General features: G+C 52.4%; 11 protein-coding genes. 8 read left to right on the forward strand and 3 right to left on the reverse strand.

All coding sequences use genetic code 11. From position 1 onward, the window contains the following. The first annotated feature begins 19 nt into the window (after positions 1 to 19). The 3 genes from trkA to V6U78_RS00295 all read left to right on the forward strand — a co-directional run bounded on the left by trkA (position 20) and on the right by V6U78_RS00295 (position 4,112). On the forward strand, positions 20 to 1,396 hold the full coding sequence (trkA, locus tag V6U78_RS00285) for a Trk system potassium transporter TrkA (RefSeq protein ID WP_405335847.1): 1,377 nt from the start codon (positions 20 to 22) through the stop codon (positions 1,394 to 1,396). Between the two features lie 211 nt (positions 1,397 to 1,607). Next, complete coding sequence (locus tag V6U78_RS00290) at positions 1,608 to 2,102, forward strand: hypothetical protein (protein ID WP_405335850.1); 495 nt, start codon at positions 1,608 to 1,610, stop codon at positions 2,100 to 2,102. A gap of 171 nt (positions 2,103 to 2,273) precedes the next feature. Then, the gene (locus V6U78_RS00295; protein WP_405335853.1) at positions 2,274 to 4,112 is read left to right on the forward strand and encodes a hypothetical protein; all 1,839 of its coding nucleotides are present in this window, start codon (positions 2,274 to 2,276) and stop codon (positions 4,110 to 4,112) included. 144 nt (positions 4,113 to 4,256) lie between these two features. Here the strand turns inward: V6U78_RS00295 and glyA are convergent, their stop codons facing one another. After that, positions 4,257 to 5,516, reverse strand: coding sequence for a serine hydroxymethyltransferase (gene glyA / locus V6U78_RS00300; protein ID WP_405335856.1), 1,260 nt, complete (start codon positions 5,514 to 5,516; stop codon positions 4,257 to 4,259). 341 nt (positions 5,517 to 5,857) lie between these two features. On the opposite strand from glyA, the gene ettA reads away from it, so the two are divergent. The 5 genes from ettA to V6U78_RS00325 all read left to right on the forward strand — a co-directional run bounded on the left by ettA (position 5,858) and on the right by V6U78_RS00325 (position 11,801). Then, on the forward strand, positions 5,858 to 7,519 hold the full coding sequence (gene ettA, locus V6U78_RS00305) for an energy-dependent translational throttle protein EttA (protein WP_405335859.1): 1,662 nt from the start codon (positions 5,858 to 5,860) through the stop codon (positions 7,517 to 7,519). A gap of 240 nt (positions 7,520 to 7,759) precedes the next feature. Then, positions 7,760 to 8,275 (forward strand): hypothetical protein, encoded by a 516-nt coding sequence (locus tag V6U78_RS00310; RefSeq protein ID WP_405335862.1) that lies wholly within the window; start codon positions 7,760 to 7,762, stop codon positions 8,273 to 8,275. 154 nt (positions 8,276 to 8,429) lie between these two features. After that, positions 8,430 to 9,278, forward strand: coding sequence for a thioredoxin (trxA, locus tag V6U78_RS00315; RefSeq protein ID WP_405335865.1), 849 nt, complete (start codon positions 8,430 to 8,432; stop codon positions 9,276 to 9,278). Between the two features lie 88 nt (positions 9,279 to 9,366). Then, a complete protein-coding gene (locus V6U78_RS00320) occupies positions 9,367 to 9,492 on the forward strand; it encodes a hypothetical protein (RefSeq protein ID WP_405335868.1) in 126 nt (41 codons plus the stop codon). A gap of 179 nt (positions 9,493 to 9,671) precedes the next feature. Further along, positions 9,672 to 11,801: a methyl-accepting chemotaxis protein gene (locus V6U78_RS00325; protein WP_405335871.1), complete on the forward strand. Its 2,130-nt coding sequence runs from the start codon at positions 9,672 to 9,674 to the stop codon at positions 11,799 to 11,801. A gap of 92 nt (positions 11,802 to 11,893) precedes the next feature. Here V6U78_RS00325 and V6U78_RS00330 read toward each other — a convergent pair whose 3' ends face one another. Next, on the reverse strand, positions 11,894 to 13,660 hold the full coding sequence (locus tag V6U78_RS00330) for a SulP family inorganic anion transporter (RefSeq protein ID WP_405335874.1): 1,767 nt from the start codon (positions 13,658 to 13,660) through the stop codon (positions 11,894 to 11,896). Between the two features lie 8 nt (positions 13,661 to 13,668). Continuing rightward, positions 13,669 to 14,094 (reverse strand): TIGR01244 family sulfur transferase, encoded by a 426-nt coding sequence (locus V6U78_RS00335; protein ID WP_405335877.1) that lies wholly within the window; start codon positions 14,092 to 14,094, stop codon positions 13,669 to 13,671. Positions 14,095 to 14,125: the final 31 nt, after the last annotated feature.

Below are 14,125 nucleotides of genomic sequence, written 5' to 3' on the forward strand. Positions count from 1 at the left end.
AGAGCGAACAGGTTGCAGTATGAAGATTATTATTCTTGGCGCAGGACAGGTAGGCGGCACACTCGCAGAAAATCTCGCCAGTGAAGAAAATGACATCACGATGATCGATAGCGATGCCAACCGCTTGCGTGATTTACAAAATAAGCTCGATATCCGCATCGTCCAAGGCAAGGCCTCCTATCCAGCCGTCTTGCGTGAGGCAGGTTGTGAGGATGCCGATATGTTGATTGCCGTCACCAACTCAGATGAAGTCAACATGGTCGCCTGTCAGGTCGCGCATGCCCTGTTTAATACCCCCAGCAAGATTGCGCGTGTGCGCTCGGCGGCCTATCTCTCGCGCAAAGGCTTGTTTCGTACTGAACGGGGTTTTGATATCGATGTGCTGATCAGCCCTGAGCAGGTGGTGACCAACCATATTCGCCGCTTGATTGAATATCCCGGTGCACTGCAGGTACTCGATTTTGCCGGTGGTTTAGTACAGCTGGTTGCCGTCAAGGCCTACTATGGCGGCCCCTTGATCGGGCAAAAACTGGCCACGCTGCGAGAGCATATCCCTGATGTGCCCACGCGTGTCGCGGCGATCTATCGTCAAAATCAGGCGCTGATTCCCACTGGAGACACAGTGGTCCAGGTGGATGATGAGGTGTTTTTTATCGCCGCCCGCAAGGATATTCGTACCGTGATGAGCGAAATGCGCAAGGTGGATCATAGCTACCGACGCATCGTTATCGCCGGCGGGGGCAATATTGGTGAGCGTTTGGCAGAAAGCCTCGAAAATGAATATCAAGTCAAGTTGATCGAGTATCATCCGCAGCGTTGTACTGAACTGGCGGATAAACTCTCACGCACCGTTGTTTTGCATGGTACCGCGACGGATAAAAATCTGCTTCAAGAAGAATCGATCGAAGAAGCCGATATCTTCTGCGCCGTTACCAATGATGACGAGGTCAACATCATGTCGTCCATGCTCGCTAAGCGCATGGGGGCGGGCAAGGTGATGACGCTGATTAACAACGCGGCCTATGTTGATCTTGTGCAGGGTGGCGAGGTGGATATCGCCTTTTCTCCCCAGTTGGCCACCATCGGCAGCCTGCTAACCCATGTGCGTCGTGGGCAGGTCAAGAATGTTCACTCCTTGCGCCGTGGTGCGGCAGAAGCCATCGAAGCCGTGGCGCTGGGAGATAAGAGCAGCTCAAAAATTGTCGGCCGACCGATAGGCATTATCCAACTGCCTGAGGGCGTGACCATTGGTGCGCTGGTGCGTGAAAAAGAAGTGATGATGGCCAGTGATGATCTGGTAATTGAATCAGGTGATCAGGTGATCTTGTTCTTGGTTGATAAGCGCAAGATCCGTGAAGTTGAGCAGCTTTTTGCTGTGGGCGTCACGTTTATATAATGTCTTTTTTTAAAGGAAAAGATTTTTATAAAGATCAATCTAGTTCACACATTCAAGAATTTTCTTGGTCTTCAGGCTAAAGTAGAGTGAAAAAGTAGCCTTTCTTGTCTTTGTTGATATTCTAATAGGTGACCGCACTTGTTATGATGAATCGGCTCCGCTGTTAGTTAAACGGCGAGTACACTTTGGGGTCGCCATTGAGGATAAAAACATGAAAAAAAAATTTAAGAAAACTGCCTGGGCTTTAGCTGCAGCGGCTAGCCTTGCTCTTGTCTCTACACAAGCTGCGGCTCAAGAGCCAAATTGGCGTGCAGTACCGACTTACACGACCGTTGACCTTCGTGCTGGCTTTATGCCTGATCCTTGGACGATCAGTATTCAGGCGGGTGGTGCAATGCAAACGCCTTCGCGCTTAGGACATGATTGCCGAGGTTATATTCATGGTCAGGCCCCTGATGTTGACCTGAACTACACAGCTGGAAGCCTCAATCTTTATATTCATGTTGAGTCACGTGCGGATACCACCTTGGTGATTAATGCGCCTGATGGTCGCTGGTATTGTAATGACGACACCATCGGTCTGAATCCCATGGTGATGTTCAGTAACCCACGCAGTGGCAATTACAATATTTGGGTCGGCACTTATAGCAGTGGCAGTTTAGAGCCAGCAACACTACTGATTACCGAGCTGGATCCACGTCGCTAGCTATTAAAATAAAGCTATAAAGAAGCCTTGATTCTGTGAGAATTAAGGCTTTTTTATGGTTTTTTATCGGTTTTCTATTTTTTGAGCGAGTAAGATAAAGAAGTGAGTCGCATTGTTTCGTCGGCGTTATAATGCTTGCGTGATCTGTGCTTTTTATTGAGAGGATACTTTATGTCGAGTTTATGTTTGCGGCAGCCGATAGGCTGGTTGTGTTTAGGTGTTTTGGCCTGTATACCGAGCTTGCCGTTGCTAGCCGATGATGCTGAGGCCTGGTGGGACCAAGCGCCGACCTATCAAAGCGTTGAAGCTGGATTGATGCGCCAGACTGCGCGTGTTCAGGCTGGAGGAGGGACTCGCGCCAATCAGTTGGGTTTGCCTAGCAGTTGTCGTGGCTTTATTAATCAGAACGCACCGGATCTGCATTTTGTTTATCCTGATGGTGCACCCCAGTTGCCGGTTTATATTCATGCTGAATCCAGTGCGGATACCACTTTGGTGGTGCGTACCCCTAGTGGCCAGTGGCTGTGTGATGATGACACCATCGGACTTGATCCAGTCGTCAACCTGCGCCGTCCTGAGGTTGGGACTTATCAGGTTTGGGTGGGCACTTATTTGAGTCGTGGCATGAGCTTTGCCGATGTGCATTTTTCTCTCAATGACCCAACGCGTCCTGCACCCGGGCAGAGAGCCAGCAATGAGCCTGATTGGACGCAAGCGCCGCGCACATCAGAGATTCAGCTCAATGCTGGCTTTGTGCCTGACCCCTATACCCGCCAGTTGACTGTGGGTGGTTCGGATGAAGTCGATTGGGAGCTAGGTGAAGGCAGCTGCCGGGGCCATATTGATGCAACAGCGCCTGATGCTGTCATCAATTACCAAGCGTCTTCCAGTTGGAGCACCCTGTATATTCGCGCGGCTTCTACTGCTGATACCACCTTGGTTGTGCGGACTCCAGAAGGCCGCTGGCTATGTAACGATGATGCGATAGGTCTCGACCCTGTCGTTGATGTGAACCAGCCAGATTCAGGAGCCTATGCGGTGTGGATCGGTACTTATGCAGCCCATCGTGCAGGTACAGAGGCAAGTCTTGAGATTTCAGAGCTGAACCCTCGCAATCGCACAAGCTCAAGATCCACATCTGAGCCTTCTGCGCGTGATCATTTGCAGGGTCTAAATTGGGACGCAAACCCTCTGTACCAGCACCTGAGCTTGCAGGGAGGTTTTTTGCCTGATCCGCGTGAAATTGAAATTCGCGCTGGTGGTTCAACTGGGCTTTTTGGTGCAGGTCAGGGTTGCACGGGTTATGTAAATGCGGATACGCCAGACATCACTCTTGACTACCAGGCTGGCTCTTTGCCCTTGCACATTCATGCCAGTTCAGAGCGCGACACGACCTTGGTAGTGCGTGCACCCAATGGCGACTTCTTCTGTAATGATGATGCGATCGGTCTCGATCCTGTTGTTGATATTCGCACTCCAGAGACAGGGCGTTATGCCATCTGGGTTGGCACTTTTAGCCAAAGCGCAATGGGGACGCCTGCTCGGGTCGCGATTTCTGAGATGGATCCACGTCGTCGCCAACAGGCCGCAGCGGCAGAGGCCTTGAACTGGGAGTCGAGCGCAACAGCAGAGACACTCAGCTTGCGTGCGGGTTTTACCCCTGATCCACGCCTGATTGAGTTGAATGCTGGCGGTCAGCACCGTGTGAGCTCGAGCATGGGCTATGGTTGTGTGGGTAACGTCAATGCTTCTGCACCTGATGTGACACTGAACTACACAGCGGGGGCGTCAGCACTGCATTTTCGTGCTGATTCGCGTGCAGACACGACTCTCGTGATTCGTGCACCAGATGGGACCTGGCACTGCAATGATGATGCGATCGGTCTCGATCCTGTAGTCGACTTCCATCGTCCGCAAACAGGTGCCTATCATGTTTGGGTGGGTGTTTATAGCGGCCAGCAGCAGCCTGCGGTGCTTAAAATCAGTGAAATCAACCCACGCAGCTATTAAGTCACTCTTGATGCTTCGGTAAAGTTCCTGCTGTGCGCAATAGCTTGTGCAGCAGGATACCTAAGTCACTGAGGGAAAGCATCCTGAAAGAGCGATAAAAAAAGGCCTCCAGATGGGAGGCCTTTTTGACAGCTGCGTGCTCGCTTAATCCTGATAAACAGGGAAGCGTGCGCAGAGTGCGCTGACCTTGGCCTTCACTTCTTCCTGTACTTGCGTGTTGTTGATATCGTCAAGGATATCGCAGATCCAACCCGCCAGCTCACGACACTCTACTTCTTTAAAGCCGCGTGTGGTCACCGCAGGGGTGCCGATACGCAAGCCAGAAGTCACGAAAGGACTCTGTGGATCCTTAGGCACCGCATTTTTATTGACGGTGATATGCGCAGCGCCCAGAGCCGCATCGGCATCTTTACCTGTCAGGCCTTTGCTGATCAGGCTCAGTAAGAAGAGGTGATCTTCAGTGCCATTAGAGACCACATCATAGCCACGATCCATCATCACGGTTGCCATGGCTTGGGCATTTTTGACTACCTGCTTCTGGTAAGCCTTGAACTCAGGTGACATGGCTTCTTTAAAGCAGATGGCTTTAGCGGCAATCACATGCATCAAAGGGCCGCCCTGACCACCGGGGAAAACGGCAGAGTTAAGCTTCTTATAGATGTCTTCATCACCGCACGCAGAAAGAATCAAACCGCCACGTGGGCCGCGCAGTGTTTTGTGCGTGGTGGTGGTGACCACGTGTGCATAGGGCAGTGGGTTGGGGTAGACACCCGCAGCAACCAGACCCGCAACGTGGGCCATATCAACAAACAGATAAGCGCCCACTTGATCAGCAATCTGACGGAACTTGGCCCAGTCGATCAGTTTAGAGTAGGCAGAGAAGCCAGCAATAATCATTTTTGGCTGGTGTTCAATGGCTAAACGCTCGACTTCGGCGTAATCAATCTCGCCTGTTTCAGCATTGAGGCCATATTGTACGGCGTTATACAGCTTGCCTGAGAAGTTGGGCTTGGCACCGTGAGTCAAGTGGCCACCTTCAGCCAAGCTCATGCCCAGCACTGTATCACCAGGTTTCACCAGCGCTAAAAAGACGGCTGAGTTGGCTTGTGAGCCAGAGTGGGGCTGGACGTTGGCATAGGTTGCACCAAAGAGTTCGCAAGCGCGATCAATGGCCATCTGCTCAGCAATATCAACAAACTCGCAGCCACCATAGTAGCGCTTGCCTGGATAGCCTTCGGCATACTTGTTGGTCAACTGGCTGCCCTGGGCTTCCATCACCAGCGGGCTGGTGTAGTTTTCAGAAGCAATCAGCTCAATATGGTCTTCTTGGCGCTGAACTTCTTGCTGCATCGCAGTCCAGAGTTCGGCATCAAATTCAGCAATGGATAATTTACGGCTAAACATGGCATCCCCAGCAATTAGGCTAAACGTTCACTTCTTGAGACTTCACGCCCCAAGCAGGAGAGAGCATGAAGGCCGCAAGCATCAGGGGGCTATTCTAACCTGAACTGCGCACGGCTTCACATGAAAAAGCAGGGGGTTCAAGCTGAATAAGATTAATGTATACAGCCGTTCAACATCTGCTGGCCTCCTTCTGCCTGCCTCTGTGCCTGGTGGGCGGCTGGCTTTCTGGCCCCTGAAGTCCTATGATGCGCGCTGAATCAAGGCTGAATACAGCACGAGATAAAGAAGAGATCAGTGCCTGCTGACAGGCGCCTTCAAGATGAACCAGAGGAGTTGGCAAGATGGCCCAGTATGTTTATTCCATGCACCGTGTTGGCAAGACAGTGCCACCCAAGCGTGAAATTCTCAAAGACATTTCTTTATCTTTTTTTCCTGGGGCGAAAATTGGTGTTCTGGGCTTGAATGGCTCGGGTAAATCCACACTGCTGCGCATTATGGCGGGTGTGGATCAAGAATTTAATGGTGAAGCTCGGCCGATGCCAGGGATTCAAGTCGGCTATCTGCCGCAAGAGCCTGAGCTGGACCCCAGCAAAACGGTGCGCGAGATCGTTGAAGAGGCAGTTTCTGTTGTGAAGGAGGCCCAGGCGAAGCTTGAAGAAGTCTATGCCGCCTATGCTGATCCTGATGCCGATTTTGATGCGCTCGCCGCAGAGCAAGCGCGCCTAGAAAATATTATCCAGGCTGCCGATGCGCATAACCTTGAGCGCAAACTCGAGGTGGCCGCCGATGCTTTGCGCTTGCCTGAGTGGGATGCGAAGGTTGAGCAGCTTTCGGGTGGTGAAAAGCGTCGTGTGGCCTTGTGCCGTCTGCTGTTATCTGGCCCTGATATGCTGCTGCTGGATGAGCCGACTAACCACTTGGATGCAGAATCAGTGGCTTGGCTTGAGCGCTTTTTGCATGACTATCCTGGCACCGTTGTGGCGATTACCCACGACCGTTACTTCCTTGATAACGTCGCAGGCTGGATTCTGGAGCTGGATCGCGGCATGGGGATTCCGTTTGAGGGTAACTATTCCAAGTGGCTGGAAGCCAAGCAAAATCGTCTTGAAGCCGAAGCCAAGCAAGAATCAGCCCACCGTAAAGCTGTTCAGCAAGAGCTCGAATGGGTGCGTCAAGGCGCCAAGGGGCGTCAATCCAAATCCAAAGCGCGTTTACGTCAGTTTGAAGAGCTGTCCAGTCAGGAATTCCAACAGCGCAACGAAACCAATGAAATCTATATTCCACCTGGAGCCCGTCTGGGTGATAAGGTCATTGAATTTCACGGTGTCAGCAAGCGCTTTGGCGACAAACTGCTCTTTGATCAGCTGGATTTCCACATTCCTAAAGGCGCGATTGTTGGCATCGTGGGTGGTAATGGTGCGGGTAAATCGACCCTCTTTAAACTGGTGACAGGTCAAGAGCAGCCAGATAGTGGTGAAGTGGTGATCGGTGAAACCGTCCAGCTGGCAACAGTGGATCAATCGCGCGATGGTTTAGAAGACCATCTCAGTGTCTGGGAAGCCGTTTCAGGTGGTGCTGATATTCTCAAGGTGGGCTCGGTTGAGATGCCGTCACGCGCTTATGTAGGCCGCTTTAACTTTAAGGGTAATGATCAGCAGAAACGCGTTGGTGACCTGTCTGGTGGTGAGCGGGGTCGCTTGCATCTGGCGCTGACGCTCAAGCAGGGCGCAAACGTTTTGCTGTTAGATGAACCCTCGAACGATCTGGATGTTGAAACCCTGCGCGCGCTGGAAGAGGCACTGCTGGCCTTCCCTGGTTGTGCGTTGGTGATTTCGCACGATCGCTGGTTCTTGGATCGTATCGCGACTCATATTCTGGCTTATGAAGGCGACTCCAAGGTGGTCTTCTTTGAAGGCAACTATGCTGAATATGAAGAAGATCATAAAAAACGCTGTGGGAGCGATACGCCTAAGCGCATGAAGTACAAGCGGATTGATGCTTAACCGCTGATCATGCATCAACAGAATGAGCGCACAAGGAAGTGCGCGATCTGTGTGCAACGCGCAGCAAGTATGCAACAAGATGTTACCGAACAAAGCTAGCCTCAAGTGATGAAAATTACCGATAATTCATTTGCCTCTGGTATCACTGAACCGATTCTTGAGGTGAAATCGGCCCAGATGGAAGCTTGCTTCCCGATGAAAAGCCACTTCGATTGATGAGATAAAGGAACCCTGCTGAGGATGGCCGTTTTTCGTGTTTATCAGCATAAAACCAAAAAAAACTACCAGGCTGTTCCAGTCGGCTTTAGTGTGGCTGCCTTTTTTGCCAGTTTTTTATGGGCGGCCGCCAATAACCTCTGGGGCAAGGCTTTTTTACTGTTTTTTGGCTTTATGGTGATGATCGGTGCCGCTGCTGCGGGAGCCTTGCTCAACTTTCCGTTACTGGCTTTAAGTGGCTTGGCAGGGATCGCGCTGCTGCCCCTGTGGGCGGGTGTACAGGGTCAATCTTGGGTGTGCGCACGCTTAGAAGCCCAGAATTATCAACTGGTCAAACGGATTAACAGCCAAAGCGCGACGCAAGCGATTCAAGCTGCGAAGCGAAGCCATCAAGCCGCCGAAGAGAGGGACGCCCCAGCAGGTCATAAACCTGCGGCCACCTTTGGGCGAGATTTTCGTGATATACGCGATCGCTCCGCCGCCAATGCCAATCAGCCCCCCCCGAAGGATTTTAATGCCCGTCCTTGGCGTAAGGGCTAGGCAGTTCAGGCCTCCTTGCTAATGTATTCAGCACCTATTCATCGCACTGAAGTTGCTCGCTCCTCTTGAACTTCCTTTTTTTGGCCCCACTAAATGGCCTAACGCTGTTCTTATGCCGCCCTCTTTCTGCCTTTTGCTTTGATAGGACACCCTTATGCATTCTTCCCCCTATATTGTTGATATTACCCCCGAAAACTTCCAGCAGGTGATTCTGGAAGGTTCGATGCGCCAACCAGTGTTGATCGATTTTTGGGCTGACTGGTGTGCGCCTTGTAAAGCCTTGCTCCCTGTTCTGACCAAGTTGACCGAGGAATACAACGGCCAGCTGATTTTGGCAAAGATCAATATTGAGGAGCAGCCAGAGATCGCTGCGCAATTTCAGGTGCGTAGCGTCCCTACGGTGATTTTGGTCAACCAAGGGCAGTTTATTGATCAGTTCACGGGCGCTAAGCCAGAGAGCGAGATTCGGGCTTTTTTGAAGCAGCATATTCGTAATCCTGTTGAAGACTTTAAAGCACAGATCAAACAACTGCTCAGCGAAGGCCAACTTGATACCGCCCAAACTCTGCTGGAGCAAGCCACCGCGCAGCTACCAGAAGATATGGATCTGAAAATAGATTTAGCGCGGGTTTATTTACAGCAAAATCAAAGTGATGCAGCCCAAGCTCTGCTGATGGCTCTACCTGATGCAGATCAGCAGCGGCCTGAAGTGAAAGGGTTGATCGCGGGTTTAAAGTTTGCTGAGCAGGCACCGAGTGCCGAGCAGCTGGCGCTGTTGGCAGACCGAGAAGATAGCGAAGCCCTGTATCTGAAAGCCTTGGCGGCTGTGGTGCAGGCCGACTATGAGCAGGCCATTGACCAGTTGCTCCAACTCTTGCGGACAGATCGCAGCTATCAAGAAGGTGTCGCCCACAAAACGCTGCTGGAGGTCTTTGCACTATTAGGCGAGGCGCATCCGCTGGTGATACGGAGTCGACGCCAGCTTTATACGCTGATGTACTAGAGGCGCCCGCCAGTCATTGAAGTGACATAAATCAATTCAGCTGTTATGATCTCTTGATTTAAATCAACCTAATGCAAGAGAGATGACGATGGCTGAATACGATCCTAATTTCCAAGATAGCGCGAGCCCCCTATGGATTCCCGTCGGTTTGGTTGTTTTACTGGCGATGCCAACCCTCCCGATGGTCATTGGCTGGGCTAAGGTGCTGTTTTAACAAACAAGCACCGATTGATGACGCGAGCTGCTCCCGTTGAACCCACCTGACTGGTGGGTTTTTTTGTTTTTTCTGTCACTTTATGTGGCTATACTCCTTTATATTCGGTGTACCTGATGATGACATAACCTTGCTTTGCAGAGGCATCACTGGGTGCGCTCTTATCAAGAGGGGGCGGCATGAAGAGTTTTTCTCTGCGCAATAAATTGATTGTGGGTGCTGGTCTGGCCCTATCCTTGTCTTTACTGGCAGTCGTGTTGACCGGCTGGCTGTCGATGCAAAAAAGTGGCGACCAGGCGATCCACCATTCCGCGCAAGCGCTCAATGCTCGTGTTGAGCAAAACCTGATGGATGCAGCACATCTGATGGCCGCCGATATGGCGCAGCTGATGAATCGCAGCTTTGATTTACCCCGTGTGCTGAGTCGAGTGGCCTCCAGTACCGCGCTGGGCAATCCTGATGGTCGCCTCCCTCTTGAACGCGAAGCCTTGATGGACTTGGTTGGAGACGCTTTGGCCGTGAGTCCAAATATAGGCTCTTCGTATATGCACTTTGAGCCGAATGGCTATGATGCCAGCGACATTCTCTTTCTTGGTGGGGCTCTGCCTCACTCTTCTGATACGGGTGGGCTGGAGATCTATTGGGTTCGGGAAGGTGATGATCTGGCTTTCTATCGTACCGAAGACTCAGATTTTAAAATGGATACCAGCCTCAATGATCAGGGGATCAGGGAGTCTGAATGGTACCTCTGTAGCCGTGATCACCTACGTCCTTGTCTGATGGACCCCTATCTCTATGAGATCGAAGAAGGCTATGAAGTGCTGCTGACCTCTCTGGTTTATCCCATCATCACCTCTGGCAGTTTTCGTGGTGTGGCCGGAGTCGATTTGAACCTTCCTGATATTCAACAGCAACTTGTGGCCTTGCAGCAGGATTTTTATCAAGGCGCAGCTGAGATCCATCTGCTCAGTGATCGCGGTACGCTGGTGGCCAGCAGCCAGTTTGCTGAATCATTAGGGCAGCCTCTACAAGCCGTCAACTCAGAGTTGGCGCGCATTTTTTCCAGTGCAGAGGTGGGCGTGATTCAGCATCAAGCTGAGCATGTATTGGTGGTGATGCCAATTGAATTTGATACTGTTCCCAATGCATGGCAGGTGGTGATCCGCCTGCCCAGTCATCTAGCCTATCAAGCCACCAGTGAGCTGCAGAGCTTGTTAGCAGTGGGTCAGCAGCAAACAGCCACCACCATGTTACTGACTGGCGGCGGCTTATTGTTGATCAGTGTGCTGGTCGTGGCCTTTTGGTTAAAGACCACCTTTCAACCGATGCGTGATATGCAAAGACGTTTTGCTGATTTGGCCGGTGCGGAGGGAGATCTGACGCATCAATTGCAGGTGAATAACCATGCCGAGTTGATCGGCATGGCAGCCGGTTTCAACCAGTTTACCGCCAAGCTGCGCACAATGATTTTAGCCTTGAAGCAGGCCAGCCAAGAGCTGACCCAGCAAACAGAAGTCATGGCAGAAACCTCAGAACATGTCTCGGCGGCGACCAGCGATCAGCAGAGCGAAATGCAGGGTGTGGCCTCGGCGATGAATCAAATGTCGGCTACCGCGCATGAAGTGGCCCGATTGGCGGCGGAAACGGCAAAAGAAGCCGAAGACTCAAATACCGAGCTGCAGCAGGTGCGTGATGTGCTCAGTCATACGGTGACTGAGGTGAAGGAGGTCGGCGAGGATATGCAGAAAATCCAACAGTCGATCAGCGATGTTGCGCAAAGTAGCGATAATATCAGTGGTATCACGCAGGTCATTCAAGGCATAGCCGAACAAACCAACCTGCTGGCGCTGAATGCCGCGATTGAGGCCGCACGCGCAGGCGAGCAGGGACGAGGTTTTGCAGTGGTCGCGGATGAAGTGCGTACCTTGGCGGCCCGAACTCAAAGCTCCACTTCAGAGATTAATGCCCTGATCGAGACCTTACAGCAGCAGGTACATCATGCAGTGAAGGGGATACAAGCCAGCTCAGAGCGCACCTTAGGCTTGGTAGCGGGTGCTGATCAAGCCTGGCGGCAGATGGAGCAGCTGGCCACACGGATGGCGGGGATTAACGATAACGTGATTCAAGTGGCGGCAGCAGCAGAAGAGCAGAACCAAGTGAATGACGAGATGAACCGTAATATTAATGGAATTGAAAGTGCGACCGAGGTCCTGGCGGCATTGGGTGATGATGTCAAACTCGTCAGTAGTACCATGCATGAAGTGGTCGAGCACCTTTCGCAAGAACTGAACAAGCTCAAGGTCGATTAGAGACAAGCCCCATCCCCCGCTTTGCCTCACCCGCCACCTGCTGATCTGAAGCGGTGGCGGGGTGAGTCAGTGAGCAGTCAGTCGATTGCTCATCAGCTGCTTTCAGGCTTGTTGAGCAGGTGCTGCATCGCCTGGTGCTGAGTCAGAAACAGTTGACCACTGAGCTGAGGCAAGAGCGGGCTGAGTTTCAATCGATCCAGCACTGGCCCCTTGATCTCCGATAAATGCAGCTGAATGGATTGTTCGCCTAAAAGCTGATTCAGCTGTTCCAACATTTCTACGCCACTGGCATCGATATGGTTAATGCCAGAGCCCATCAGAATCACGTGTTCGACTTCGGGTCGCTTGCTGATTTCATTGAGCACCCGCTGTTCGACTTCCTGCGCATTGGCAAACATCAGGCTTTCATCAATTCGCAAAGACAGGATCTGCGGATGGAGTTCAACCTGATAGCGCTCTGTATTACGGTAATGCTCTGTTTCAGGAACTCGCCCCACAATGGCCACATGGGGCTTGGTGTTTTTAGCCAGCCAAGCGCCTAAAGAGGCCAGAATACCCGCCAATAACCCCCACTCCAGACCCAAGAGCAGCACGCCGGCAAAGGTGATCAGCCAAGACCAGGCATCGCTACGGCTATAACGCCAGAACTGCACAAAGGGCCGCCACTGCACGAGAGAAGAAACCGCGATCAAGATCACGGCAGAGAGTAGAGCTTGAGGCAGGTAATAAAGCCATCCTGTTAAAAAGAGCAGCGCCAAAGCCATGCCGATTCCGGTCAACAGGCTGGCAACAGGCGTCACGGCTCCTGCATCATAGTTGACCACACTGCGTGATAAGCCACCAGTCACCGGAAAGCTGGCACTAAAGCCAGCAGCCAGATTCGCCAAGCCCAGCCCCATCAGCTCACGATTGCTATTCACCTGCTGACGGCGTTTGGCAGCAAAGGTGCGTGCAATGGCAACAGATTCAGCAAAGCCGATCAGGCTGATCATCAGGGCCAAGGGCAGTAAGAGCAGCAGTTGTTGCGGATCGAGCTGACTAGGCAGAGCCAGATCAGGAAATCCCAGTGGCAGCGCACCGACAATCTGGATGCCTTGTTGATCGAGTTGCAAGCTTGCCACGAGCAGTGTGGAGCCAATCAGCAAGAGCATAGGCGCCATACGCGCGATCAGCTGGGCGCGATCAGCGGCCAGCCCCAGAGCCATGAGCTGCGGCGTCAGAAAACGTCGGCCCCAATAAAGCAGCAGCATACAGCCTACGCCTAGCAGCAGGGTTGGGCCATGCCATAAGCTGAGGCCCTGATACAAGCTGGCGAGCATCTGCGGCAGTGTGCCGCTGGTGAGCGGGATGCCGGTCACCCCCTTGAGCTGGCTAATCACAATAATCAGCGCAGAAGCACTGATAAAGCCACTCATCACTGGGTGGCTCAGAAAATTGGCGAGAAAGCCCATGCGCAGCAGGCTCATCAGCATCAGACAGACGCCGGACATCAGCGCCAAAATAATCGCAAGACTCAGGTATTCACTGGAGCCGGGTGCGGCCAAGGGGCTGAGCGCACTGAAGGTGAGCAAGGAGGTGATGGCTACGGGGCCAACAGCCAGCACACCGCTTGAGCCGACAAGCGCATAGACGATCGCCGGTAGAATACTGGCATAGAGCCCAGTTTGCAGTGGTAAACCGGCCAGCAAGGCATAGGCCAGACTTTGCGGAATCAACAGCAGGCTGACCAGCAGCGCAGCTGTGCTGTCCTGACGTAAAAGCGCCCAAGAATAGCGCCTGTGTTTGATCAGCCCCCAGAGCCCTTGTTGCATGGCATTGCCCTGAAGCGGGCGCAGCCATGCCTGTTCTGTTTCCTTCATCAAGGCGCTCAGGCCTGATTGTGCGTGAGGCGTTGGAAGAGATCTGGCAGATCAAAACCTGCCTCTTTGAGCTGAGCGACCAGCTCATGCCCAGGACGCTGTTGCTGCTGGCTTAAGGCCCATAGGGTGCCACAACGCGCTCCGGTGCGGCAAAAGGCCAGCACTGGCTTGGGTGCAGCGGCATAGAGACGACCAAACTCTGCGCCCTGCTCATCCGTGACCTGACCAGAAACCACGGGTTGATGTATCCAAGTGGCCCCTAATGCCTCAGCAGTTTCTTGCAGGGCTTGGGTCTCTGGTTGATCAGCTTCTTCTTGATCGGGGCGATTAAAAATAAAAGTCTGAAAGCCCTGCGCGACCAGCTGGCGTAGGTCTTCGGGTGTCAATTGTCCAGTGGTCGCGAGATCCGCTTCAATATGGCGTAAGGCAGGCATAAAAAACTCCTTTCAGGTTTGGCATAACATA

Origin of the sequence: Marinospirillum alkalitolerans, assembly GCF_045055655.1 — a bacterium.
Lineage (GTDB): Bacteria > Pseudomonadota > Gammaproteobacteria > Pseudomonadales > Halomonadaceae > Marinospirillum > Marinospirillum alkalitolerans.

Bases quoted from the DNA above. Each gene is read 5' to 3' on its own strand.
- V6U78_RS00290 (WP_405335850.1), top strand. From the start codon at position 1,608: ATGAAAAAAAAATTTAAGAAAACTGCCTGGGCTTTAGCTGCAGCGGCT.
- V6U78_RS00295 (WP_405335853.1), top strand. From the start codon at position 2,274: ATGTCGAGTTTATGTTTGCGGCAGCCGATAGGCTGGTTGTGTTTAGGT.
- V6U78_RS00320 (WP_405335868.1), top strand. From the start codon at position 9,367: ATGGCTGAATACGATCCTAATTTCCAAGATAGCGCGAGCCCCCTATGG.
- V6U78_RS00325 (WP_405335871.1), top strand. From the start codon at position 9,672: ATGAAGAGTTTTTCTCTGCGCAATAAATTGATTGTGGGTGCTGGTCTG.
- trxA (WP_405335865.1), top strand. From the start codon at position 8,430: ATGCATTCTTCCCCCTATATTGTTGATATTACCCCCGAAAACTTCCAG.
- V6U78_RS00335 (WP_405335877.1), bottom strand. From the start codon at position 14,094: ATGCCTGCCTTACGCCATATTGAAGCGGATCTCGCGACCACTGGACAA.
- glyA (WP_405335856.1), bottom strand. From the start codon at position 5,516: ATGTTTAGCCGTAAATTATCCATTGCTGAATTTGATGCCGAACTCTGG.
- V6U78_RS00330 (WP_405335874.1), bottom strand. From the start codon at position 13,660: ATGAAGGAAACAGAACAGGCATGGCTGCGCCCGCTTCAGGGCAATGCC.
- ettA (WP_405335859.1), top strand. From the start codon at position 5,858: ATGGCCCAGTATGTTTATTCCATGCACCGTGTTGGCAAGACAGTGCCA.
- trkA (WP_405335847.1), top strand. From the start codon at position 20: ATGAAGATTATTATTCTTGGCGCAGGACAGGTAGGCGGCACACTCGCA.
- V6U78_RS00310 (WP_405335862.1), top strand. From the start codon at position 7,760: ATGGCCGTTTTTCGTGTTTATCAGCATAAAACCAAAAAAAACTACCAG.